We start from the raw sequence: 21,889 nt of genomic DNA on the forward strand, positions 1-21,889 counted from the left end.
CGACGAGCTCCTGCACTCAGGGGGAGGCGGTCAGTCCACGGTCACCGCGTCGAGGACCGGGAGGCGGGCGGCGCGGATCGCGGGCCAGACGCTCGCGACGAGCCCGATGACGACCGCGACGCCGAGGATCGAGAGCACCTGGCCCCACGGCACGGCGAGCGTGCTCAGCCCCTCGTCGGCGAGCACGCCCGGGAGGGCGGCGCCGATGCCGATGCCCGTCGCGACGCCGAGCACCGTCCCGTAGACGGCGGTGAGCACCGACTCGATCGCGATGACCCCCGCGAGCTGGAGGCGCCCCAGCCCGACGGCGCGCAGCAGCCCGATCTCGCGCGTGCGCTCGATGATCGACAGCGCGAGCGTGTTGACGATGCCGAGCAGCGCGATGACGATCGACAGCGCGAGCAGGGCGTAGAGGATGACGAGCACCTGGTTCACCTGGTCGGCGAACGCGGACGCGGTCTGCTCCCGGTCGAGCACCGTGACGACGAGGAACGGCTCGACCGCAGACGTCAGGGCGGTGCGCAGCTCCTCGACGTCGGCCGGGCTCGCGCCGTCGGCCGCGGACACGTAGACGATCCGCACGCTTGCCTGGGCGGCCGGCACGACGGCGTCGAACACGTCGTCGCGCACGAGGACGCCGGTCCCCACGAGCTGGCTGTCGATCACCGCGCCCACGCGCGCCTCCACGGCGGCATCGCCCTCGCCGAGCCGCAGCGTGTCGCCCACCTCCCAGCCGCGCTCGCGCGCGGTGCGCCGGTGCACGACGACGTCCCCGTCCTCGAGCGTGGCCGTCGGGTCCCCGGCGAGCGTCACGGGTTCGAGCGCGGTGTCGAAGAACCCGGCGGGCACGCCCGCGACGTCGGTCCCGCGCGCGCCGTCGTCCGTGCCGTCGGCCGTGCGGTCGTCCGTGCCGGAGCCGCCGCCGACCGTGGCGACCGGCGCCGACCCGAGCCGCACCGTGTCCACGACGGCGGCGCCCGGCGTCGCGGTCACGGCCTCGACCGCGCCCTCGGGTACGACAAGCGTCGCGGAGTCGACCACCAGGTCGGCCCGCACCTCGTTCTCGACGATGCTCCGCACCGACGCCTGGGTCGAGGCGGCGATGACGCCCGTGACCGACACGAGCGCCATGCCGATGAGCAGGGCTCCCGCGGTGCTCGCGGTGCGGCGGGGGTTGCGCGTGACGTTGCCGCGCGCGAGGCGGCCGAGCGGGCGCAGCGCGACGACGAGCGGCCACGCGAGGACCGCGAGCACGCCGCGCGCGACGGCCGGCGACCCGACGAGCACCCCCACGAGCACGAGCCCGGCCCCGACGCCGAGGAGCAGCCGGGGGCTCAGGTCGTCGACCCAGGCCCACCCGGTCGGCGCGTCCACGACGGAGGAACCCAGGTACGCCGCGAGCCACAGCACACCGGCGCCCGCCGCGACGACGACCACCCCGCCCACCGCCCGCAGCCCGGTGCCGCGGTCGGGCGCGACGTCGTCGCGCATCGCCTGCACGGGCGGGATCGCTGCGGCCCGCCGCGCGGGCAGCACGGCCGCGAGGACGCTGACGACCGCCCCGAGCGCGACGGCGGCCACGACCTGCGAGGTCCCGAGCGGGACCCGGCCGGAGAACTCGAAGCCGGCGAGCGCGAGCCCCCACCGGATGACCCGCACCAGGCCGGCCCCCGCGAGCACGCCGAACCCGCCACCCACGAGCCCGACGACGAGCGCCTGGACGAGGACCGACGCGAACACCTGGCCGGGCGACGCGCCGAGCGCGCGCAGGAGGGCGAGCTCGCGCAGGCGCTCGCGCACCGACATCGCGAACGTGTTCGCGATGATGAACGCGCCGACGAACAGCGCGATGGCGGCGAACACCAGCAGGAAGGTCTCGACGAACCCGAGCACCTCCTCGACCGCCTCGCTCGCCTCGGCGCGCGCCTGCTCGCCCGTGACGGCCTCCGCCCCGGACGGCAGGACCGACGCGACGCGGTCCGCGAGCGCGTCCTCGTCCACCGGCCCGCTCGCGTCCGCCCAGACCGCGATCTGGGGCACCAGCCCGTCGGGCGCGTAGACCTCGCGCGCGGTGTCCCCGTCGATCCCGACGAGGACCGCACCCGCGGCGGCGGCCTCGATGCCGAACACGCCGGACACGGTCACGGGGCGCGGCTCCCCGCCCAGCACGACCGTGGTCTCGTCGCCCGTGGCGAGGTCCGCGGTCTCGGCCGCGCTCTGCTCCAGCACGATCTCGCCCGCGCCGGGCCACGCGCCGTCGAGCAGCGTGAGGCTCGGGTCCTCCGGGTCGACGGAGAACGCCGTGCTCGGCGGGCCCGTGGTCACGACGGCGGTGCCGTCGGCCGCGACGAGCACGACGGGGCCGGACACGTCCGCCACGGCCCGCTCGACGCCGTCGACGCCCTCGACCTCCGTCGTGAGGTCGGCCGGGACGAGCGTGCGGTCGCCCGCGAACCCGCCCCCGCCGGCGGCGCCGCCACCGCCGGGCCCGGACGTGTCGCTCTCGACCTCCTGCGCGCCGCGCACGTAGACGTCGGCCGTGAGGGTCGTCGCGATGATGTCGTCGAACGTGGAGGAGAGCATGCCGCGGAACGCGAACGTCCCGACGACGAACGCGACGCCGAGCGTGACGGCGAGCACCGACAGGACGAACCGCACGACGTGCGCGCGCACGCCCCGCAGCGCGACGCGGATCATGCGCCGGAGTCCGCGGCGAGCGCGAGCGCGTCGAGGATGTCCTGCTGCGTGGGGTCGTGCAGCTCGCCCGCGAGGCGCCCGTCCGCGAGGAAGACGACGCGGTGCGCGTACGACGCCGCGCGCGGGTCGTGCGTGACCATGACGACCGTCTGGTCGAGCTCGTCGACGGAGCGGCGCAGGAACGTGAGCACCTCGCCCGCGGAGCGCGAGTCGAGGTTGCCGGTCGGCTCGTCGGCGAACACGATCGAGGGCCGCGACACGAGCGCCCGCGCGCACGCGACGCGCTGCTGCTGCCCGCCGGACAGCTCGGAGGGGCGGTGGTGCAGGCGGTCGGTGAGCCCGACGGCGGTCGTCACCTCGTCGAACCAGTCGCGGTCCACGCGGGTGCGCGCGATGTCGAGGGGGAGCGTGATGTTCTCCGCGGCCGTGAGGGTCGGGACCAGGTTGTACGCCTGGAAGACGAACCCGACGCGCGTGCGGCGCAGCGCCGTGAGCCGCCGCTGCGACATCCGGCTGATCTCCTGCCCGTCGATCACGACGCTGCCGGACGTCGGGGAGTCGAGGCCGGCGAGGCAGTGCATGAGCGTCGACTTGCCGGAGCCGGACGGCCCCATGATCGCGGTGAGGCGGCCGCGGGCGAAGTCGACGTCGACGCCGTCGAGCGCGCGGACGGCCGTCGGGCCGGAGCCGTAGACCTTGACGAGGTCGCGCGCGCTCGCCCGTGCCTCGGGCTCGGGTCCGGCGTCGGTCGGCGTGCCGGTCCGGGGCGCGGGGGTCGTCATGCCCCCCATCGTGACGCGCCGCGCGGCGGCGCGCACCACCCGTGCGGGGGAGGGCTGCTCGCGGGCCCGACGCGCGGCCTGTGGACGAGCGTCGGCGGGGCCCGCGCAGGGCGATAGCGTGGGCCGCATGAGCACCGTCGCCCCGCCGCCCGCCGCGCACCCCGACGAGACCCCGGCCGCCTCCGGCGTCCACCCGTTCCCCGACCTGTCCGCCGAGGTGACGGGCACGGTCCCCGATCCGCGCAGCGCGCCCCCGATCCGCTGGGGCATCCTCGGCGCGGGCGGCATCGCGTCGTCGTTCGCGGAGGCGGTGCGCCTGCACACGCAGGGTCGCGTCGCCTCGGTGGGCTCGCGCGACCGCGTGCGCGCCGAGCGCTTCGCGACCGCGCACGGCGTCCCCACGACGCACCACGGCTACGACGAGCTCGTCGAGGACCCGCAGGTGGACGTCGTGTACGTCGCGACGCCGCACTCGCACCACCACGAGCACGCCCTGCTCGCGATCCGCGCGGGCAAGCACGTCCTCGTCGAGAAGGCGTTCACGCGCAACGAGGCCGAGGCGGTCGAGGTGCTCGACGCCGCGCGCGAGGCGGGCGTGTTCGTCATGGAGGCCATGTGGACGCGGTTCCTGCCGCACGTCGCCGCGCTGCGCGGCGTGATCGCGCGCGGCGAGATCGGCGACGTCGTGAACCTCAGCGCCGACCACGGCCAGTGGTTCCCGTTCGACCCCGAGCACCGGCTCTACGCGCCGGAGCTGGCGGGCGGCGCGCTGCTCGACCTGGGCGTCTACCCGGTGTCGTTCGCGCACGACCTGCTGGGCGCGCCGTCGACCGTGACGGCCGTCGGTGCGCTCACGGAGACGGGCGTGGACGGGCAGGTGAGCATCGTGCTCGGCTACGGCGACACGCAGGCGACGCTCTCGACGACGCTGTGGTCGCGCACCGCGAACACGGCGGTGATCTCGGGCACGGCGGGCCGCATCGAGGTCGAGGGCACGTTCTACGCGCCGACGTCGTTCCGGGTCGTCCGGCACGACGGCGCGTCCTGGTTCTACGACGGCTTCTCCGGCGAGGGCAAGCAGTACCAGGCCGCCGAGGTCGCGCGCCGCGTCGCCGCGGGCGAGACGCAGAGCCCGCGCATGTCGTGGGACTCGACGCTCGAGGTCATGCGCACGCTCGACGAGGTGCGCCGCCAGGTCGGGGTCGTCTACCCCGGGGAGTGACGCTCGCGGGCGGGCGCCGCGTCAGTCGGTGTGCTCGACGACGTAGCTGCGGCCGTCGGGGCCGGTGACCCGCTCGAAGCGGGTGCGCAGCTCCTGGTCGCGCTCGCGCTCGGCGTCGGACACGCCGCGGCCGTCGGCCTCCTGCCGCCCCAGCTGTGCCGGGCCGAAGATCGGCAGGAAGCCCTCGGTGATGCGCATGCCGAGCGTGCGCTTGTCGTTCTTGCGCGCCACGGTGTCCTCCGCTGGTGTCGCGTCGCCGGCCGGGGGGCCGGTGGCTGGTGCTCGTCCGCTGATGGTTGGTGCACCAATGATTGGCGTACCAAGAATAGCGCGATCCTCGGTAGCATGGCGCCATGACGAGCGAGGAGAACGGCGGGGCGTCCGCACCGGGCGCGCCGACGCTGTTCGCGGACCCGCTCGCGCTCGAGGCGCAGGTGTGCTTCGCGCTCTCCGCGGGCGCGCGCGGCATGGTCGCCTTGTACCGGCCGCTGCTCGAGCCCCTGGGCATCACCCACCCGCAGTACCTCGTGCTGCTCGCGCTGTGGCAGGACGACGCGGCGGGCACGACGTCGACCGTCGGCGACCTCGCCGCGCGGCTGCACCTCGACGCGGGGACGCTCTCGCCGCTCCTCAAGCGGCTCGAGACCCTCGGCTACGTGCGCCGGTCCCGATCGCCCGACGACGGCCGCCAGGTCCGCGTGACGCTCACGCCCGAGGGGCGCGCGCGGCGTCGTGACGCGGAGCGCATCCCGCCCGCCATCGTCGCCGCGACGGGCCTCACCCTCGACGAGCTGGCGGAGATCCACGCCGCCGCGTCGAAGGTCGTCGCGGCCGCCCAGCGAGCGTCCGTCTACTGAGGATCAGCCCGCTGCACCCTGCCGAGCATGGGGGTCTGGCCCGTCAGGGGACGAGGACGGGAGACGACCCCATGGTCGGCGGGGTGGTCAGGCGTCCGTGATCCGGATGCCGTCCGGGCCCGCGGCGAAGCGCACCGCTGCCAGGCCCGCCGCCAGCGCGTCGGGTGCAGGGGACGCGGACGCGAGCTCGTCGGCCGTGTGCGTGCCCGTCACGACGAGCACGGCGCACCCCGCGGCGCGGGCGGACGCGACCCCGGCCGGAGCGTCCTCGACGACGAGGCACCGCGCCGGGTCCACGCCCAGGCGCTCCGCGCCGAGGAGGAACGGGTCCGGGTCGGGCTTGCCGTGGGCGACGTCGTCCGCGGTGACGACCACCGACGGCGCGACGAGGCCCGACGCGGCCATGCGCGCCGCCGCGAGGGGGCGGGTGCACGACGTGACGATCGCCTGCCGCTCCGGGGGCAGGGCGGCGAGCGCGTCGCGCGTCCCCGGCAGGATCGTCACGCCCTCGTTGTCTTCGAGCTCCAGCTCGTGGATGCGGTCGTACGCGGGCTCGACCTGGTCGGCCGGCAGGAGCGTCGCGATGAGCGTGCGCGCCGGGGTGCCGTGCTGGATCTGGAAGTCCTCGGCGTCGGGCAGCCCGTGCTCCGCGGCCCAGCGACGCCAGTTCCGGTCCACCGCCGGGACCGAGTCGATGAGGGTGCCGTCCATGTCGAACAGCACGGCGTCGAACGTCCGGCCGGCGAACGCGACGCCGGGGGTGGGCAGAGGAGCGGGCGGGGGGTCCGTCACGGGGGCGGTCACGGGATCGGGCATGGCCCGAGGCTATCCCGCGCGTCCGGCGCCCGCGGCTGTCCCGCACGTCCGGCGCCCGGGGGACCGGCCCGTGTCCGACGTCGCGACTAGGGTGGTCGCCGTGAGCGCACCCGGGTACTTCATCTCCTTCGAGGGCGGCGACGGCGTCGGCAAGTCGACGCAGGCGCGCCTGCTCGGGCAGTGGCTCGGCGAGCTCACGGGGCGCGAGGTCGTGCTGACGCGCGAGCCGGGCGGCACGGAGCTCGGGAAGGAGCTGCGCGCCGCGGTGCTCCACGGGCAGGACATGGACCCCCGCACGGAGGCGCTCATCTACGCCGCGGACCGCGCGCACCACGTCGCGAGCCTCGTGCGCCCCGCGCTCGAGCGCGGCGCGATCGTCGTCACGGACCGCTACCTCGACTCGTCGGTCGCCTACCAGGCGGGCGGGCGCGAGCTCGGCGCGGACGAGGTCGAGCTCATCTCGCGCTGGGCCGTGCAGGACCTCCTGCCCGACGTGACGATCCTGCTCGACCTCGACCCGGCGGTCGCCGCCGGGCGCATCCGCCGCCAGCAGGACCGCCTCGAGCGCGCGGGCGCGGAGTTCCACCGCCGCACGCGCGAGGCGTTCCTCACGCGCGCGGCGTCGGACCCGGAGCGCTGGGTCGTGCTCGACGCCGCGGGCTCGGTCGACGACCTCCAGGCGCAGATCCGGGTCGACGTCGCCGCGCGGCTCGAGCTCACGCCCGTCGTCGAGGAGGCCGAGGACACGGTCGCCGCGCTGCCCGACGACGGCTTCGACGACACGGACAGCGCGATCGGCTACGCGCCGGGCACGGACCTCCTGCCGGGCGCCCCGGCGCGGCCTGCCGGGGACGCGCACGCATGAGCGTCTGGGACGACGTCGTCGGGCAGGAGCAGGCCGTCGCGACGCTCCGCGCCGCGGCCACCGACCCTGCCGCGATGACCCACGCGTGGCTGCTCACCGGCCCGCCCGGCTCCGGCCGCTCGAACGCCGCGCGCGCGTTCGCGGCCGCGCTCCAGTGCGAGCAGGGCGGCTGCGGGCGCTGCCAGGCGTGCCGCACGACGCTCGCCGGGACGCACCCGGACGTGACGCTCGTCGCGACCGAGCTCGTGACCATCAAGATCGACGACGTGCGCGACCTGGTGACGGTCGCGAGCCGCAGCCCGTCGCAGGGCCGGCGCCGGGTCATCGTCGTCGAGGACGCCGACCGCATGGCGGAGCGCACCACGAACGTCCTCCTCAAGGCGATCGAGGAGCCCGCCCCGCACACGGTGTGGATCCTCTGCGCCCCGAGCCCGCAGGACGTGCTCGTGACGATCCGCTCACGCTGCCGCGGGGTCGTGCTGCGGGTGCCGCCGGTCGAGGCCGTCGCGGGCCTGCTCGTGCAGCGCGACGGTGTCGACGAGCACGTCGCCCTCGTCGCGGCGCGCGCGGCCCAGAGCCATATCGGTCTCGCCCGGCGCCTCGCGCGGGACGCGGGGGCGCGCGAGCGCCGCACGTCCGTGCTCTCGCTCGCCCGGCGGGTCCGCGGGGTCGGCGACGCCGTGCTCGCCGCGGGGGAGCTCGTGGACCTCGCGCAGGCCGAGGCGAAGGCGGCGACGGAGGAGCGCGACGCCGCAGAGAAGGCCGAGCTCCTGCGTGCGCTCGGCGTCGCGGACGGCGAGACGCTCCCGCCGCGGCTGCGCTCCCAGCTCCGCGACCTCGAGGCCGACCAGAAGCGGCGCGCGACGCGCCACCAGCGCGACGTGCTCGACCGCGCGATGGTCGACCTGCTCTCGCTGTACCGCGACGTGCTCGTGGTGCAGCTCGGGGCCCAGGTCGAGCTCGTCAACACCGAGCTCGCCGAGACGGTGGCTGCGCTCGCGCAGGACTCGACGCCCGAGCAGACGGTGCGGCGCATGGACGCGATCGGCGTCGCGCGCGAGCGGCTCGAGGGCAACGTCGCGCCGCTGCTGGCCGTGGAGGCGATGGTCGTCGCGCTGCGCCCCCAGGGCTGACGGCCGCTAGCTCGACGGCGCTGCCGCGCGGAGCTTCTCCAGGAGCGGCCCGGCCGCGGTCTCGAGGAACTCGCGCTGCCCGACCTCGCCCACCTGGACGAGCGCGAGGTCGGTGAATCCTGCCTCCCACCACGCGGACGCCGCCTCGACGACCGCGTCCAGGTCGGGGCCGCACGGGATGGACGCGGCCACGTCCTCGGGCCGCACGAACGCCGTCGCCGCCTCGAACGCCTCGGTCGTCGGCAGGTCCGCGTTGACGCGCCAGCCGCCGCCGAACCACCGGAACTGCTCGTGCGCGCGCGCCACGGCGGTCTCCTCGTCCGGGTCCCAGCAGATCGGCATCTGCCCGACGACGCGCGACGGCGCGAGCTCGGCGCGCTCGCGGACGGAGGACCACCGCTGCACGACACCGGCCTCGGGCTCGGTGGTGACGAGGTGGTCGGCCAGCGGGGCGAACCGCTCGATCGACTGCGGCCCGGAGACGGCCACGCCGATCTCGACGGTCTCGTCGGGCAGGTCCCAGAGCTTGGCGGAGTCGACGCGGTAGTGGACGCCCTCGAACGTGAGGCGCTCGCCGTCGAGCAGCGAGCGGATGATCTGCACCGCCTCCTCGAGCATGTCGTGCCGCTCGCCGACGGCGGGCCAGCGCTCGCCCGCCACGTGCTCGTTGAGGTTCTCCCCGGCGCCGAGCCCGAGGGTGAAGCGGTCGTCGGACAGGAGCGCCACGGTCGCGGCCTTCTGGGCCACGACCGCGGGGTGGTAGCGCAGGAGGGGGCAGGTCACGTACGTCATGAGGCCGACGCGCTCGGTCGCCTGGGCGACCGCCCCGAGCACGGACCACGCGTACGGGGCGTGGCCCTGGGCGTCGAGCCAGGGGAAGTAGTGGTCGCTCATCACCTCGAAGTCGAAGCCGACGCGCTCCGCGTCGACCGCGTGCTCCACGAGCGCACGAGGGCCGGACTGCTCGGTCATGAGGGTGTAGCCGAAGCGGGTCATGTCTCGATCGTCGGACGGGCCGGGCGCACCCGCACGCGGGTACGCCCGGCCCGGGGGAGGCAGGGGTCGGTCAGGCGAGCGCCTTCGCCTTGAGCTGCGCGAACTCCTCGGGGGTGATGGCGCCCGAGTCGAGGAGCGCCTTGGCGTGGGAGATCTGCTCGGCCGGCGACGTCGTCGCGACCTGGCGGATGTAGGCGTCCGTGTCGTGCTTCGCCTGCACGACGGCCGCGGCCTGCCGCTCCGCCATGCCGCGCCCGCGCGCGATGAGGTAGACGAGCGACGTCAGCACGGGCAGGAAGATGAGGAAGATGATCCAGACCGCCTTCCACCACCCGGAGAGCTCCCGGTCACGGAACAGGTCCGCGATGATCTGGAAGAGCACGATGAGGTACGCGATGAAGAAGAAGCTCCACACGAGGAGCCAGAAGAAGTCCCAGAAGTCCACGGTCACGCCCTTTCTCGACGGGTCCCGCGACGCGACGGCCTGCTGCCCCGCGCCATCAGGGCGAACGTAGCGACGTCGCGACGATCGCGCCCGGCGAGACGCACGGGGCCCGGCTCACGGGGTCCCGGACGGCGCCTCGGGCGGTGGCCCCGTCGGCGCGCCCGGCACGTCCGACGGCGTACCCGACAGCCCGTCCGACGGTGGGGTCGGGACCCGCCGCGCGCGGACCACGTCGCCCACGATGACCGCCAGCAGGACGCCGTCCGTCACCCAGTTGAGCGCGAGCGGCGAGAGCCACGCGTGGACGGCGAAGAGCACGCCGACCGCGACCGCGCCCAGCACGTGCGGGAGCGACCAGCGCCCGCCCGTCGCGCGCCGGAACAGCGCGTTCCCCACGAGGTACGTCGCCGCCGCCCCGCACACGAGCCCGGCGGTCCAGGCGTCGGCGTGGCCGCCGTCGTGCCCGAGCGGGTGCAGGAGCACGAGCTCGTCGGCGACGGCGGTGAGCACGATCCCGGCGACGATGACGAACGGGACGTACGTGTACGCCGTCTGGGCGACCATCCCGCGCTCGGCGCGCGACGTGAAGTACTCGGTGGCGCGCCGCTCGGACCGGTCGAAGAACAGCAGCCACATGAGCACGGTGCTCGCGAACGCGGAGCAGAACGCGGAGACGGTCGTGAGGTCGAGGGGGAGCTCGGCGAACGCGGCGCCCGTGACGATGATCGACTCGCCCAGGCAGATGATGACGAACAGGCTGACGCGCTCGGCCATGTGCTCTCCGCGCACCACCCACGTGCTCGCGCGCGACGCCCCGATCCCGGGGAGCCAGAACATCGCGCGCGGCCCGGCGACGTCGATCGCGGCCGCGACCGCCCACAGCAGCAGGCGGTGCTCCTCGACGAGGCCGCCCGCGACCCAGAGCACGCCCGACGCCGCGAGCCACGTCGTGATGCGGACGAAGTTCACCGCGTTCTCGGGCCACACGCGGCCCATCGCGACCATCGTGAAGAGGCTGCGCCCCACCTGCATCGCGACGAGCATGACGGCGAACAGCGGGCCCTTGTCGCCGAACGCCTCCGGGATCGCGCTCGCGAGGACGAGGCCCAGCAGCATGAGCGCCACGAGCAGGCCCCGCACCGGCAGGCGCTCGGGGTCGAGCCAGTTCGTCACCCACATCGTGTCGACCCACACCCACCAGACGGCGACGCCGAGCAGGAGCGTGTGCCCGAGCGCCTCGACGCCGGGGTGCGCGATGAGCCCGTGCGAGAGCTGGGTGACCGCGAAGACGAACACCAGGTCGAAGAACAGCTCCACGTACCCGACGCGGCTCGAGTCGCCGCCGTCGCCGTGCCGCAGGAGGTCGGTGCGCAAGCCCCAGCGCAGCGGGGGCCGCTCGGTGCCGCGGGTCGGGTGCGGTGCGTCCATGCGGGGATGCTCCCACCCCGGGTCACCGTCGGGTCACGATCCCGCGGCGCGTCGGCGGTTCGGCGCGCGCGAGGTCCCGGCGCGGACCACGATGGTCGCGCACCCGTCGCCGACCGAGGAGTCCCCATGGTCCCCGCCCGTCGTCCCGCCGCCCGGACCGCGCGCCTCACCGCGGCGCTCGCGCTCACGGCCACGGTCGCCCTGCTCGGGGCGTGCGCGTCCGGAACCGACGGGGGCGGTGACGGCACGAGCGCCACCGAGGAGACCACGGAGCCCGACGGCGACCCCTCGTCGGACCCGTCCACGGAGCCGACCGACGACGCCACCGACGAGCAGCAGGGCCTGCCCGACGCCGCGACGATGGACGTCGTCGCGGGCGCGCACGGCAAGGGCCTGCCGCCCGGCGCGGACGCGCCGACCGAAGGCGGCACCGGCGCCGCGTGGAGCGCCGAGCCGGGCCTCCTGCTCGTCGTGACGTTCGGGTCCAGCTCGTGCCCGCTGCTCGCAGAGGACGACGCCGCGGTCGAGGGGAGCGACGTCGTCGTGTCGTTCGTCGACATCCCCGCCGACACCGCGTGCACCATGGACTACGTCCCCGCGACGTCCGTCGTCGCGGTGCCCGACGACGTGGACACGAGCGCCGACGTGAGCGTCGTGCTCGGGGACCGCGGGACCGTCGTCGTGCCGCCGCCGGCCGAGGGCGCGGCCGGCGAGTTCGCCTGGACCGCGGGGTGACGACCCGCGCGGTGAAGAGCGCGTGAAAGGGCGGGCCGCCGCCGGTGGGCCGTCTCCCGCGCGACGGGCGAGCGGCTACCGTGTCCGGGTGACGACGTCCCCCTCCTCCCGCCCCGCTCGCCGCGCCCTGGCCTGCGCCGCGACCCTCGCGCTGGCCCTCGTCGCGGGCGCGTGCTCGGCGCCCCCGAAGCAGCAGACCCCGGTCGAGGACGTCCCGACCGCGTCGTCGACCGGCACGGGCGAGACGGGACCGGAGGGCTTCGAGGAGTTCTACGGGCAGACCCTCGCGTGGGAGGAGTGCGGGGCCGGCTGGGAGTGCACGACGGCGCGCGCCCCCCTCTCCTGGCAGGACCCGGCGGCGGGCGAGATCGAGCTCGCGGTCAAGCGCCAGCCCGCGACCGGCGAGCGCATCGGCTCGCTCCTCACCAATCCCGGCGGGCCCGGCGCGTCGGGCGTCGACTTCGTCGCGTCGCTCGCGCCGACCGTCGGCGAGAGCGTCACCGCGGCCTACGACCTCGTGGGCTTCGATCCCCGCGGCGTCGGGCAGTCGTCGCCCGTCGTGTGCCTCGACGACGCCGCCAAGGACGAGTCCCTGTCGCGCGACTTCGACACGGACGAGGCGGGGCTCGAGGCGCTCGCGGAGGACCGTCGCGCGTGGGCCGACGCGTGCGCCGAGAACACGGGCGAGCTGCTCGGCCAGGTCGACACCCAGAGCGCCGCGCGCGACATGGACATGCTGCGCGCCGTCCTCGGCGACGAGAAGCTCGCGTACCTGGGCTACTCCTACGGCACGCAGCTCGGGGCCACGTACGCCGGGCTGTTCCCGGACAAGGTCGGCCGCATGGTGCTGGACGGGGCGATCGACACCTCGCTCGACCCGGACGAGATCTCCGAGCAGCAGGCCGTCGGCTTCGAGAACGCCCTGCGCGCGTACGTCGAGGACTGCCAGGCCGGCGGCAAGTGCCCCCTGAAGGGCGACACGGACGCGGGGATGCGTCAGATCCGCTCGCTCCTCGACGCGGCGAAGGCGAACCCGCTCCCGACGGACTCGGGTCGTAGCGTCACGCAGACCCTCGGCTTCTACGGCGTCGCCGTCACGCTGTACAACGACCAGAGCTGGCCCGTGCTCACGCAGGCGCTCACCGAGGCGTTCGAGGAGGGCACCGGCAACGGCCTGCTCTACCTCGCCGACTTCTACAACGACCGGAACGCCGACGGCACGTACTCGTCGAACTCGTCCGAGGCGTTCCGGGCCGTGAACTGTCTCGACGGGCGCCAGGACGACGACCCGGCCGCGATGCAGGCCCAGCTCGAGCGGCTCGAGGAGGAGGCCCCGACGATGGGCTACTTCTTCGCGTTCGGCGGGCTCACGTGCGAGGGCTGGGCGTACCCCGTCGTCGACCAGGAGTTCGACCTCGCCGCGGAGGGCGCCGCGCCGATCCTCGTCATCGGCACGACCAACGACCCGGCCACCCCCTACGTGTGGGCCGAGGGCCTCGCCGACACGCTCGACTCCGCCGTCCTGGTCACCTGGGAGGGCGAGGGGCACACCGCGTACGGGCGCGCGAACGACTGCCTGAGCGACGCCGTGGACGCCTACCTCGTGGACGGGACCGTCCCCGAGGACGGGCTCCGCTGCTGAGCCGGAGGGCGCCCGACGGGGCCCCCCGGGCCCGCTTTGGAATCTGGCCCGGTCGTTGGGTACAGTAGGCGCTCGTTGCCACCGGTTCGCCGAGCGGACCGGGACGTAGCACGCCGCCTTAGCTCAGTCGGCAGAGCGATTCACTCGTAATGAATAGGTCAAGGGTTCGATTCCCTTAGGCGGCTCCATCACGGCAGAAAAGGCCGGGTCCTCGGACCCGGCCTTTTCTGCGTTCGGAGCGTGGTGCAGGCGGGGACGCCAGCCTGGCGCAGGCGCCTCGCCGAGGGCTCAGCCCACGCGGCGCACGAGCAGGATCACGCCGCCGGCCGCCGCGGCGACGAGCCCGCCGACGCCTAGCGCGGCGAAGGTCGGGAAGGTCTCGCCGGCGGGCGGGGGCGGCGCCGTGCGGTCGACGGACGCGAGCGGGACGCGCGCCGGCTCGGTGCCGGTGGTCGTGGGCGCGGCGGTCGGCGTCGGCTCGTCGGGGGCGTCCGTCGTCGGTTCCTCCGTCGGCTCGGCGGTCGGCTCCTCCGTGACGTCCGGCTCCGGCGCTTCCGGCGTCTCGACGGGCGCCTCCACGACCGCCGCGGCCGGCGGCGCCTCGGCCGTCGGGGCCGAGGTCGCGGAGGCGTCGGGGGTCGGCGCCGGGGGCGGCGTCGTGGGGGCGGGCGCGGCCTGCGCCGTCGTGCAGACGGGGTCGTCCCCGTTCCACCGCGCGTGCTGCGCGCGCAGGCCGGACACCTGGGCCCACGTGACGCAGTAGCCGTCGGGGAACGTGCGCGCCGGCACCGAGAAGGCCAGGAACCCGTCCGCGGAGTCGCGCGGGCCGTACGAGTCGGAGTAGTACCGCTCGCGGCTCCCGTCCGGCGCGCTCACGGCGTAGGAGACGGCGCCCCACTCGGACCAGAGGCGCTCCGGGTCGAACGAGACGCCGTCGACGCTCACCTCGAGCCCGCTCTCGCCGTCCCGGCCGACGGCGGTCGCGGGTGCGGCGGCGACGGCCACCACGAGCACCGCCAGGGGTGCGAGGGCGAGCAGGCGGCCAGCGGCACGCATCAGCACCTCCGGGTCGTTCGGGAGCGGTCCGCGGCACATCGTACGCAGTCGTGCGGGCCGGTCGGAACGCCGGGGCGGTGCCCTGGGTGCGTCAGGCCCCGAGCGTCGCGAGCCACCGGACGACGGCCTCGCACACGGCCGCGTCCTGCCCCTTGAGGTCGTGGGCACCGGGCAGCTCGACGCGCGTGACGGGCCCGGGGATCGCGGCGGTGTGCTCGGCGAGCTCGTCCGGCGTCGCGAACGGGTCGGTGCGCCCGGAGACGAGAAGGACCGGCACGTGGAGGTCCGGGAAGTGCTCGGTCCGCAGCCGCTCGGGCTTGCCCGGCGGGTGCAGCGGGAAGCTGACGAGGGCCAGCCCGGCGGCGGGGAGCCCCTCGGCGACGGCCATCGAGCACATGCGGCCGCCGTACGAGCGGCCGCCGAGCACGAGGTGGTCCGTCGTGGTGCCGAGCTCGGCGGCGAACGCCTCCGCCTCGGCGCGGACGTGCGCGATCGCGACGGGCGGCCGGTCGGGCATCCGCTTGCCGGCGATCCGGTAGGGGAAGTCGACGCGGCGCACCGGCACGGGCGGGTCGAGGGCGGCCAGCGCCTCGTCGATCGCGACGAGCGCGCGGTCGTCGCGGCTCGCGCCGGCGCCGGGCGTGAGGAGGACGCCGGCGACGGGCCGGTCGTCGGGGTGCGGCGTGGTCACCGGCCCAGTCTCGCAGCGCGCACGGGGTTCCTCACGGTCGAGCACGACCTTCCGCGCGGCCGACCACGAGGTTGCTGTCGCCCCACGGGGCAGGACGACAGCAACCTCGTGGTCGAGGGGGCCTCGCGGCCCCGGTCACCGCGACGCGAGCCGGGCCGGGTCGAGGTCGGTGCGGCGCAGCAGCTGCGCGTTGAGCGCGACGATGACCGTCGACGCGGACATGAGGATCGCGCCCACCGCCATCGGCATGACGAACCCGACGGGCGCGAGCACGCCCGCGGCGAGGGGCACGGCCGCGATGTTGTAGCCCGCGGCCCACCACAGGTTCTGCTGCATCTTGCGGTACGACGCGTGCGACAGCTCGATGATCGACAGCACCGCCCGGGGGTCCGAGCTCGCGAGGATCACCCCGGCGGACGCGATCGCGACGTCGGTGCCCGCACCGATCGCGATGCCGACGTCCGCCTGCGCGAGCGCCGGGGCGTCGTTGACGCCGTCGCCGACCATCGCCACGACGCGCCCGCCGTGCTGCAGCTCGGCGACCTTCGCGTCCTTGTCCTCGGGGCGGACGCCCGCGAAGACCTGGTCGATGCCGAGCTCGCGCCCGACCGCGCGGGCGACGGGCTCGGCGTCGCCGGTGATCATGACGACCCGGATGCCGCGCCGGTGCAGCGCGTCGACGGCCTCGCGCGACTCGGGGCGGATCGCGTCCGCCAGGGCGAACGCGCCCACGACCTCGCCGGACCGCGCGTCCGATGCGGTGCCGGTGCGGGTGCCGGCGCCGTCCGAGACGACCACGTGCAGGACGGTCGACCCGTCCTCGGCCCACGCCGCGGCGTCGGGCAGGGGGTCGAGGCCGCGCTCGCGCAGGAGTGCCGGCCCGCCGACCGCGACGCGGCGCGCGCCGTCGGGGGTCGGGACGGTCGCCTCGACGCCGACGGCCGTCAGCGACCGGAAGTCGGTGGCGCGGGGGACGTCGTCGCCCCGCTCCTCGGCCGCGCGCACGATCGCGCGGGCGAGCGGGTGCTGGCTGTCCGCCTCGGCCGCTGCGGCGAGCGCGAGCAGCTCGGCCTCGGACGTGCCGCCCGCGGTCGCGAGGTGCACGACGACCGGCTCGCCCGCGGTGAGCGTCCCGGTCTTGTCGAACAGGACCGTGTCCACGGTGCGCATGCGCTCGAGCGCCAGACGGTCCTTGACGAGGACGCCCGCCTTCGCGGCGCGCTCCGTCGACAGCGAGACGACGAGCGGGATCGCGAGACCCAGCGCGTGGGGGCACGCGATGACGAGGACGGTGATCGCCCGGATCAGCGCCTGCTCGGGCGTGCCGAAGACGAGCCACAGGCCGATCGTCAGGGCAGCGGCCCCGAGCGCGTACCAGAACAGCCACCCGGCGGCGCGGTCCGCGAGGCGCTGGGTCTTCGTCGACGACGCCTGCGCGTCTGCGACGAGCCGCTGGATGCCCGCGAGCGCGGTGTCCTCGCCGACAGCCGTGATCCGCACGCGCAGCGCGTCGTCCGTCGCGACGGTCCCCGCGACGACGGCGTCCCCGACGGTGCGGCGCACGGGGCGCGACTCGCCGGTGATCATCGACTCGTCGACGTCTGCGGACCCGGATGCGACCTCGCCGTCCGCGGGCACGCGCCCTCCCGGCCGGACGACGACCAGGTCGCCGACGCGCAGGTCCGTCGGCGCGACGGTCGTCACGGTCCCGTCCTCGGCGACCCGCTCCGCCTCGTCCGGGAGCAGTGCGGCGAGCGAGTCGAGCGCGGACGCCGTCTGCGCGAGCGAGCGCATCTCGAGCCAGTGGCCGAGCAGCATGATGACGACGAGGAGCGCGAGCTCCCACCAGACGTCGAGCTCGTGCGCGAGCAGGCCCAGGCTCGCTCCCAGCGACGACACGAACGCGACCGTGATGGCGAGCGAGATGAGCGTCATCATCCCGGGCTTGCGGCTCCGCAGCTCGCTCACCGCACCGGTGAGGAACGGGCGCCCGCCCCAGGCGTAGATCACCGTGCCGAGGACGGGGGAGACCCAGGGCACCCACGCGGCGTCGGGCAGGTCGTAGCCCAGGAGCATCGCGAACATGGCGTTCAGCGCGACCGTGGGGACCGCGAGGACGAGCATGATCCAGAACAGGCGGCGGAACTGCCCGACGTGGTCGCCGTGCCCGCCGTGCCCGCCGTGCCCGCCGTGCCCGGCCATGTCGTGTCCGGCGTGGCCCGCCGTGCCGTGACCGGCCGTGTCGTGACTCTCGTGCCCGGACGTGCCGTGGCCCTCGTGCCCGGCGGTGCCGTGACCCGCGGTGCCGTGACCCGCGTGGTGGTCCTCGTGCCCCGTGTCGTGGCCGCGGTGCGCGGCCGGGTCGTGCGTCGCGTGGTCGACGGCGGCGGTCGCCGCCGCGCCGGGGTGCCCGTGCGCCTCGGGGTGCCCGTGCGCCTCGTGGTGCTCGTGCTCGCCGTCCGCGCCGGTCCGACGCCCGGGGCCGTGCTCCGTGCGGTGGTCCACCGTGTCTCCTCTCGGCTGCTGATACCCCTAGGGGGTATCGTCTCCTCCCGATCATGCCCCCGTGGTGCCGATCCGTCAACCGTTCGAGCGCGACCCGTCCGTGAGGGGCGGCGGCAGGGGCGCGGGGTGGGCTCCCGCAGCACGACCGGGCACCGGACCGCCACGCGCCGGGGTGCGTCGTCGCCCGGGCGACCGCGAGGCGCAGCGCCTGCTCGCCGACCTCGGCGTCGCTGGGGGTGGGCCCGGGCGCGGGACCCGGCGGGCGGCGCGCCGCGCCGCCGGGTGGGCCGCCCCGGGAGCGGCTACGTTCGGGAGAACCCGGTCGACCGGGCCACCACCACACCGCAGGAGGACCCCATGACGTCCCAGGACGCAGCCGCGCCGCGCGGCACGACGGCGGTGCTCGCCCGGGCGCTCGCGCTCGGCGTCGCCGCGGGCTCGCGCAGCAGCCTCGGGGTCGCGGCGCCGGTGCTGGCCGGCCTCGTGCGGCCCCGCGGGTCGCGCCGGTCGGGCCACGGACCCGGGCCGCTCGCGCGCGGCGCGGCGCTCCTGGGCGTCGTCGGCGAGCTGGTCGGCGACAAGCTGCCGCAGACGCCGAGCCGGCTCGCGCCGCCCGGCCCCGTCGTCCGCGTCGCGAGCGGCGCCGTCGGCGGCGTGCTCGTCGCCCGGCACCGGACCGGTCCGGTCGGGCTGGTCCTCGCCGCCGTCGCGGGAGCCGCGGGCGGGGCCGTCGGGACGTGGGGCGGTGCGGCGTGGCGACGCCTCGCCGTCGGCGAGCGGCCCGACTGGCCGGGCGCCGTCGCGGAGGACGTCACGGCGCTGGCCCTCGCCGCCTGGGCCGTCCGGGTCTGAGCGCCCGCCACGGCGACCCGGGGCACGACGTCCCGGGAGTGAGTCTCCCGGGCGGGAGGACGCCGTCCGTCAGCAGCCCGCCTGCTCGTAGCGGCACAGCCGCTCCCACGCGGCGCGGGCCTGCTCCGCGACCGTCTCGCGAGCCGCGCCGACGGTGCTCTCCCCGCCGTCGAGCGCGACGAGCGTGACCGCGGCACCGCGGCGCGTCGTCGCCAGGTAGGTGCCGAGCGCCGTGTCCAGGTCCCCGCTATCGCCCGACCCGTAGTAGTCGGTGGCCAGGCCGCCGCCCTGGGCGCCGACGTCGAGCGGCTCGGCCGTGTACGTCGTGCCCTCCGCCCCGCCCTGCGCCGCGCACGCGGCGAGCAGGTCCGCGAGCCGCGCGGCCTCCGCGGTGGCGGCGTCGGCGTCGGCGAACACCGCGACCTGGTGGACCCCCACGACGCCCTCGGCCGCGCCGTCGCCCTCGGTCGCGGTGCGCATCGCCGTGGCGTCCGCGGGGCCGCCGTCGGCGCACGCCTCCGGGAGGTGCCAGTCCGCGACCCCCTCCGCCTCCTCGCGTCCTCCCTCGCCGCCCCACGCGCCCGCGGGGAGGAGGACGTCGGCGGGCGCGTCCGTCGGGAGCGCCGCGGCGGGATCGCCGGGTGCCGAGGTCGCGGCAGAGGTCGAGGGGGCCGGGGCCGACGGCTCCGGGGTGCTCGGTTCGTCGCCGGGGGCCGTGGTGCAGGCCGCGAGGACCAGGGCGCTCGCGGCGAGGACGGTCGTCGTTGTCGAGGCTCTCATCCGCACCACCCTGGCAGCCGTGCGGGCGGTTCGCAGGAGCAGGCGCTCAGCTGCCCGGGACGCTCGTCACGGTCGTCAGGAGGAACGCCGCGTCCTCGATCGCGCTCACCGCGTGCCGCTCGTGCGTGAGCACGCGCAGCTCGCCCTCGCCCAGCTCGACGTCGCCCTCGCCGAGCGCCGTGACCCGGACCCGGCCGCGCAGCACCTGGATCGACGCCGCGGGCGGGGAGTTGTGCTCCCCGAGCTCGACGCCCGCGCGCAGCGCGAGGATCGTCTGGCGCAGCGGGCCGTCGTGCAGCACGACCTCGGCGCTGCGACCGTTCGGCGCGGTGCGGGCGGTCGTGAGGTGGGCTTCCGTGAGGAGGTCGACGTTCGTCATCGGGGCTCCGGCCTGTCGGGGAGCTCCATCATGCCGCGCGGCGGGCGTCGCTGCCGCCCGCGCGTCGGGCAAGGCCTCAGTTGTCGTGGGTGCCCGAGGGGTGCGTCGCGTCCGCGGGTCGCACGACCGTGACCGGGCAGTGCGCGTACTCGACCGCGTGCCGGCTCACCGAGCCCAGGAGCAGCCGGTCGAACCCGCCGACGCCGCGGTTGCCGAGCACGAGCCGCTCCGCGCGCGACGACGCCTCGATGACCCCCTTCGCGGCGTGCACGTGCTGCACGCTGCGCACGAGGCGGTCGTCGGGCAGGTCGACCCCCGCCGCCTCGAGCGCGGCGTCGAGCTTCTGGGCGGCGAACTTCTCGTAGTCGTCGATGGGCGGCGTCCATCCCCACGAGTCGGGCAGGGGCGCGAGCGAGACGATCTGCCAGCAGAACAGGGCCTCGAGCGTCGCGCCCGTGCGCCGCGCGACGTCGGCGCCGTGCCGCAGCGCCTGGACCGACGTCGACGACCCGTCGACCCCGACGACGACGGGCCGCGCGTGGTCGTGGCGCACGTCGGGCGTCCCGCGCACCACGGTCACGGGGACGGTCGCGTGCTGCACGACGGCGGTCGGCACCGACCCGAGGACCATCCGACCGAGGCGACCCCGGCCGCAGCGGCCGAGGACGAGCAGGTCGGCGTCGTCGCCGTCGGCGGCGTCGGGCCGCACGTCGTCCTGGGCTGCCTGCGCGACGCGCGGCTGGGCGAGGGCGAGCAGGACGGCCGCGGGGCTGCCGCGCTCGGCGACGGCCGTCGCGGTCACCGCGTCCGGGCCGATCCCCGTGCGGGCGCGCGCGGCGTCGAGCCACTCCTGGACGAGCGCCCGCTTCTCCTCGGCCGCCGCGTCGGGGCCGTCGCCCGGCCCCTGCCGCGACTCGAACGCGAGCACCGCCGTCAGGGGCACCGCCCGGTCCGCCGCCTCGCGCAGCGCCCAGTCGAGCGCGCCGCCCGACTCCTCCGACCCGTCGACACCGACGATCACGCCGCGCATCTCGCCACCTCCGCCCGGTCGGCCGACCGCGTGCGCCGTCGGCGTGCTGTCCCCGACGCCGTCGGCGGCGCCGGTGCTGACTCGACCCTAGGCCGCGGGGCCGCGCCGCGCCCGGGACGGGCGTCCCGAGGTGGTGGACGAGAGTCCCGCGGCGCGGCGCGCGGAGCCGGTCAGAACCGCGGGTCGGGCTCGTCCTGGAGGATGTTGCGCAGGGGGCGGGTGACGACGTCGACCCGCGCGAGCAGGTCCGCCGGGCCCGAGACGACCAGCGCCCGGTCCTCGACCGGCACGTACGCCGCGGCGTGCTCCCGCACGGTGACGTACAGGCAGGGGCGGGTCTCGCCGTCGACCCGGAACGTGGTGCGCACGACGGGCGCGACGTCCACCTCCTCGACGATCGCGCGCATCGCGGCGCGGTACTCCTGGTAGGAGTCGAGGAAGTCGTCGTCGCCGGGGGAGTCCGAGTGCAGGGGCGCGGCGAGCGCCCCGCTGAGCGCGGTGCGGGCGATGTCCTCGGCCTGCTCGTCGTGCGCGGCCCGCACCCGCAGCGTCTCGACGTCGAGCGTCTCGCCCGTGAACGACACGTAGGAGCGCAGGAAGCGCTCCTCGGCCGGGTCGTGCGCGCCGTGACCGGCGCCCGTGAGCGTCTCCTCGTCGAGGTCGAGACCCCAGGTGAGCGGGTCGTCGACCTCCGCGACGGCGCCGTGGAACCGCGCGACCACCTGCTCCCACGACGCGGCCGAGCCCGTGGGGCGTGCCTCTCGCTCGTCCGCGTCAGGTGCGGGGGTGTCCTCCGGCGGCTGGTCCGGTTGGTGCATCGCTCTTCGCCACCCTTCTGGACGTCGTGCGGGGCGCACTCCCGAGCCTGCCCGTGGCGCGGGCCGCGGTCAACGCCCCCGGCGCGTGTCGGGCCGGGTGATCTCCGCCGTCGGGCACCCGGGACCGCCCGGGAGGTCACGGCGCGACCCCTCTTTCACG

21 protein-coding genes and 1 tRNA gene are annotated in these 21,889 nt (G+C 75.9%); 8 read left to right on the forward strand and 14 right to left on the reverse strand.

Features of this window, described 5'->3' with window-relative positions; all coding sequences use genetic code 11:
• Positions 1–30: 30 nt before the first annotated feature.
• Positions 31–2,697, reverse strand: coding sequence for an ABC transporter permease (locus tag ACI769_RS06310; RefSeq protein ID WP_409141355.1), 2,667 nt, complete (start codon positions 2,695–2,697; stop codon positions 31–33).
• On the reverse strand, positions 2,694–3,479 hold the full coding sequence (locus tag ACI769_RS06315; protein ID WP_034650462.1) for an ABC transporter ATP-binding protein: 786 nt from the start codon (positions 3,477–3,479) through the stop codon (positions 2,694–2,696). The genes ACI769_RS06310 and ACI769_RS06315 overlap by 4 nt, the downstream gene beginning before the upstream one ends.
• 127 nt (positions 3,480–3,606) lie before the next feature.
• On the opposite strand from ACI769_RS06315, the gene ACI769_RS06320 reads away from it, so the two are divergent.
• Positions 3,607–4,701 (forward strand): Gfo/Idh/MocA family protein, encoded by a 1,095-nt coding sequence (locus ACI769_RS06320; protein ID WP_409141356.1) that lies wholly within the window; start codon positions 3,607–3,609, stop codon positions 4,699–4,701.
• 21 nt (positions 4,702–4,722) lie between these two features.
• Here the strand turns inward: ACI769_RS06320 and ACI769_RS06325 are convergent, their stop codons facing one another.
• On the reverse strand, positions 4,723–4,932 hold the full coding sequence (locus tag ACI769_RS06325; protein WP_021482922.1) for a hypothetical protein: 210 nt from the start codon (positions 4,930–4,932) through the stop codon (positions 4,723–4,725).
• Positions 4,933–5,054: 122 nt separating this feature from the next.
• Here ACI769_RS06325 and ACI769_RS06330 point away from each other — a divergent pair, with 122 nt between their 5' ends.
• A complete protein-coding gene (locus ACI769_RS06330; RefSeq protein ID WP_171467460.1) occupies positions 5,055–5,558 on the forward strand; it encodes a MarR family winged helix-turn-helix transcriptional regulator in 504 nt (167 codons plus the stop codon).
• A gap of 87 nt (positions 5,559–5,645) precedes the next feature.
• Here the strand turns inward: ACI769_RS06330 and ACI769_RS06335 are convergent, their stop codons facing one another.
• Positions 5,646–6,374, reverse strand: a complete 729-nt coding sequence (locus tag ACI769_RS06335; protein ID WP_114553234.1) for an HAD-IA family hydrolase — start codon at positions 6,372–6,374, stop codon at positions 5,646–5,648.
• A gap of 100 nt (positions 6,375–6,474) precedes the next feature.
• On the opposite strand from ACI769_RS06335, the gene tmk reads away from it, so the two are divergent.
• Both tmk and ACI769_RS06345 read left to right on the forward strand, forming a co-directional pair.
• On the forward strand, positions 6,475–7,239 hold the full coding sequence (gene tmk / locus ACI769_RS06340) for a dTMP kinase (RefSeq protein WP_371810580.1): 765 nt from the start codon (positions 6,475–6,477) through the stop codon (positions 7,237–7,239).
• Positions 7,236–8,372, forward strand: coding sequence for a DNA polymerase III subunit delta' (locus ACI769_RS06345; protein WP_085386527.1), 1,137 nt, complete (start codon positions 7,236–7,238; stop codon positions 8,370–8,372). Before tmk ends, ACI769_RS06345 begins: the two co-directional genes overlap by 4 nt.
• Positions 8,373–8,378: 6 nt before the next feature.
• On the opposite strand, the gene ACI769_RS06350 is transcribed toward ACI769_RS06345, so the two are convergent.
• From ACI769_RS06350 to ACI769_RS06360, 3 genes are all read right to left on the reverse strand, one after another.
• Positions 8,379–9,368: a TIGR03557 family F420-dependent LLM class oxidoreductase gene (locus ACI769_RS06350; protein ID WP_171467462.1), complete on the reverse strand. Its 990-nt coding sequence runs from the start codon at positions 9,366–9,368 to the stop codon at positions 8,379–8,381.
• Between the two features lie 70 nt (positions 9,369–9,438).
• Positions 9,439–9,819 (reverse strand): SHOCT domain-containing protein, encoded by a 381-nt coding sequence (locus ACI769_RS06355; protein ID WP_108051002.1) that lies wholly within the window; start codon positions 9,817–9,819, stop codon positions 9,439–9,441.
• Between the two features lie 108 nt (positions 9,820–9,927).
• Positions 9,928–11,241, reverse strand: a complete 1,314-nt coding sequence (locus ACI769_RS06360; RefSeq protein WP_409141357.1) for a low temperature requirement protein A — start codon at positions 11,239–11,241, stop codon at positions 9,928–9,930.
• A 126-nt stretch (positions 11,242–11,367) separates the two neighbouring features.
• On the opposite strand from ACI769_RS06360, the gene ACI769_RS06365 reads away from it, so the two are divergent.
• From ACI769_RS06365 to ACI769_RS06375, 3 genes are all read left to right on the forward strand, one after another.
• Positions 11,368–11,976, forward strand: a complete 609-nt coding sequence (locus ACI769_RS06365) for a hypothetical protein (protein WP_409141358.1) — start codon at positions 11,368–11,370, stop codon at positions 11,974–11,976.
• Between the two features lie 88 nt (positions 11,977–12,064).
• Positions 12,065–13,618: an alpha/beta hydrolase gene (locus tag ACI769_RS06370; RefSeq protein ID WP_144681797.1), complete on the forward strand. Its 1,554-nt coding sequence runs from the start codon at positions 12,065–12,067 to the stop codon at positions 13,616–13,618.
• Positions 13,619–13,730: 112 nt separating this feature from the next.
• A tRNA-Thr gene (locus ACI769_RS06375) sits at positions 13,731–13,806 on the forward strand.
• Between the two features lie 100 nt (positions 13,807–13,906).
• On the opposite strand, the gene ACI769_RS06380 is transcribed toward ACI769_RS06375, so the two are convergent.
• The 3 genes from ACI769_RS06380 to ACI769_RS06390 form a co-directional block, all read right to left on the reverse strand.
• Positions 13,907–14,674 carry a hypothetical protein gene (locus ACI769_RS06380; RefSeq protein ID WP_409141359.1) on the reverse strand — a complete coding sequence of 256 codons (768 nt, stop codon included), beginning with the start codon at positions 14,672–14,674 and terminating at the stop codon, positions 13,907–13,909.
• 91 nt (positions 14,675–14,765) lie between these two features.
• A complete protein-coding gene (locus ACI769_RS06385) occupies positions 14,766–15,365 on the reverse strand; it encodes an alpha/beta family hydrolase (RefSeq protein ID WP_409141360.1) in 600 nt (199 codons plus the stop codon).
• A 135-nt stretch (positions 15,366–15,500) separates the two neighbouring features.
• Entirely contained in the window at positions 15,501–17,870 is a 2,370-nt protein-coding gene (locus ACI769_RS06390) for a heavy metal translocating P-type ATPase (RefSeq protein WP_409141361.1), read from the reverse strand.
• Between the two features lie 357 nt (positions 17,871–18,227).
• Between ACI769_RS06390 and ACI769_RS06395 the strand changes: the two genes are divergently transcribed.
• Positions 18,228–18,722, forward strand: coding sequence for a hypothetical protein (locus tag ACI769_RS06395; protein ID WP_409141362.1), 495 nt, complete (start codon positions 18,228–18,230; stop codon positions 18,720–18,722).
• 69 nt (positions 18,723–18,791) lie between these two features.
• On the opposite strand, the gene ACI769_RS06400 is transcribed toward ACI769_RS06395, so the two are convergent.
• From ACI769_RS06400 to ACI769_RS06415, 4 genes are all read right to left on the reverse strand, one after another.
• Complete coding sequence (locus ACI769_RS06400) at positions 18,792–19,502, reverse strand: hypothetical protein (RefSeq protein WP_043652707.1); 711 nt, start codon at positions 19,500–19,502, stop codon at positions 18,792–18,794.
• Positions 19,503–19,548: 46 nt separating this feature from the next.
• Positions 19,549–19,881, reverse strand: a complete 333-nt coding sequence (locus tag ACI769_RS06405) for a cupin (protein WP_085386519.1) — start codon at positions 19,879–19,881, stop codon at positions 19,549–19,551.
• A 76-nt stretch (positions 19,882–19,957) separates the two neighbouring features.
• The gene (locus ACI769_RS06410; protein WP_409141363.1) at positions 19,958–20,911 is read right to left on the reverse strand and encodes a universal stress protein; all 954 of its coding nucleotides are present in this window, start codon (positions 20,909–20,911) and stop codon (positions 19,958–19,960) included.
• A gap of 170 nt (positions 20,912–21,081) precedes the next feature.
• A complete protein-coding gene (locus tag ACI769_RS06415) occupies positions 21,082–21,729 on the reverse strand; it encodes a hypothetical protein (protein WP_409141364.1) in 648 nt (215 codons plus the stop codon).
• Between the last annotated feature and the right edge of the window lie 160 nt (positions 21,730–21,889).

Origin of the sequence: Cellulosimicrobium sp. RS, assembly GCF_046159675.1 — a bacterium.
Taxonomy (GTDB): Bacteria; Actinomycetota; Actinomycetes; order Actinomycetales; family Cellulomonadaceae; genus Cellulosimicrobium; species Cellulosimicrobium funkei.

Bases quoted from the DNA above. Each gene is read 5' to 3' on its own strand.
- ACI769_RS06310 (WP_409141355.1), bottom strand. From the start codon at position 2,697: ATGATCCGCGTCGCGCTGCGGGGCGTGCGCGCGCACGTCGTGCGGTTC.
- ACI769_RS06315 (WP_034650462.1), bottom strand. From the start codon at position 3,479: ATGACGACCCCCGCGCCCCGGACCGGCACGCCGACCGACGCCGGACCC.
- ACI769_RS06320 (WP_409141356.1), top strand. From the start codon at position 3,607: ATGAGCACCGTCGCCCCGCCGCCCGCCGCGCACCCCGACGAGACCCCG.
- ACI769_RS06330 (WP_171467460.1), top strand. From the start codon at position 5,055: ATGACGAGCGAGGAGAACGGCGGGGCGTCCGCACCGGGCGCGCCGACG.
- ACI769_RS06335 (WP_114553234.1), bottom strand. From the start codon at position 6,374: ATGCCCGATCCCGTGACCGCCCCCGTGACGGACCCCCCGCCCGCTCCT.
- ACI769_RS06345 (WP_085386527.1), top strand. From the start codon at position 7,236: ATGAGCGTCTGGGACGACGTCGTCGGGCAGGAGCAGGCCGTCGCGACG.
- ACI769_RS06350 (WP_171467462.1), bottom strand. From the start codon at position 9,368: ATGACCCGCTTCGGCTACACCCTCATGACCGAGCAGTCCGGCCCTCGT.
- ACI769_RS06360 (WP_409141357.1), bottom strand. From the start codon at position 11,241: ATGGACGCACCGCACCCGACCCGCGGCACCGAGCGGCCCCCGCTGCGC.
- ACI769_RS06365 (WP_409141358.1), top strand. From the start codon at position 11,368: ATGGTCCCCGCCCGTCGTCCCGCCGCCCGGACCGCGCGCCTCACCGCG.
- ACI769_RS06380 (WP_409141359.1), bottom strand. From the start codon at position 14,674: ATGCGTGCCGCTGGCCGCCTGCTCGCCCTCGCACCCCTGGCGGTGCTC.
- ACI769_RS06395 (WP_409141362.1), top strand. From the start codon at position 18,228: ATGACGTCCCAGGACGCAGCCGCGCCGCGCGGCACGACGGCGGTGCTC.
- ACI769_RS06400 (WP_043652707.1), bottom strand. From the start codon at position 19,502: ATGAGAGCCTCGACAACGACGACCGTCCTCGCCGCGAGCGCCCTGGTC.
- ACI769_RS06405 (WP_085386519.1), bottom strand. From the start codon at position 19,881: ATGACGAACGTCGACCTCCTCACGGAAGCCCACCTCACGACCGCCCGC.
- ACI769_RS06410 (WP_409141363.1), bottom strand. From the start codon at position 20,911: ATGCGCGGCGTGATCGTCGGTGTCGACGGGTCGGAGGAGTCGGGCGGC.
- ACI769_RS06415 (WP_409141364.1), bottom strand. From the start codon at position 21,729: ATGCACCAACCGGACCAGCCGCCGGAGGACACCCCCGCACCTGACGCG.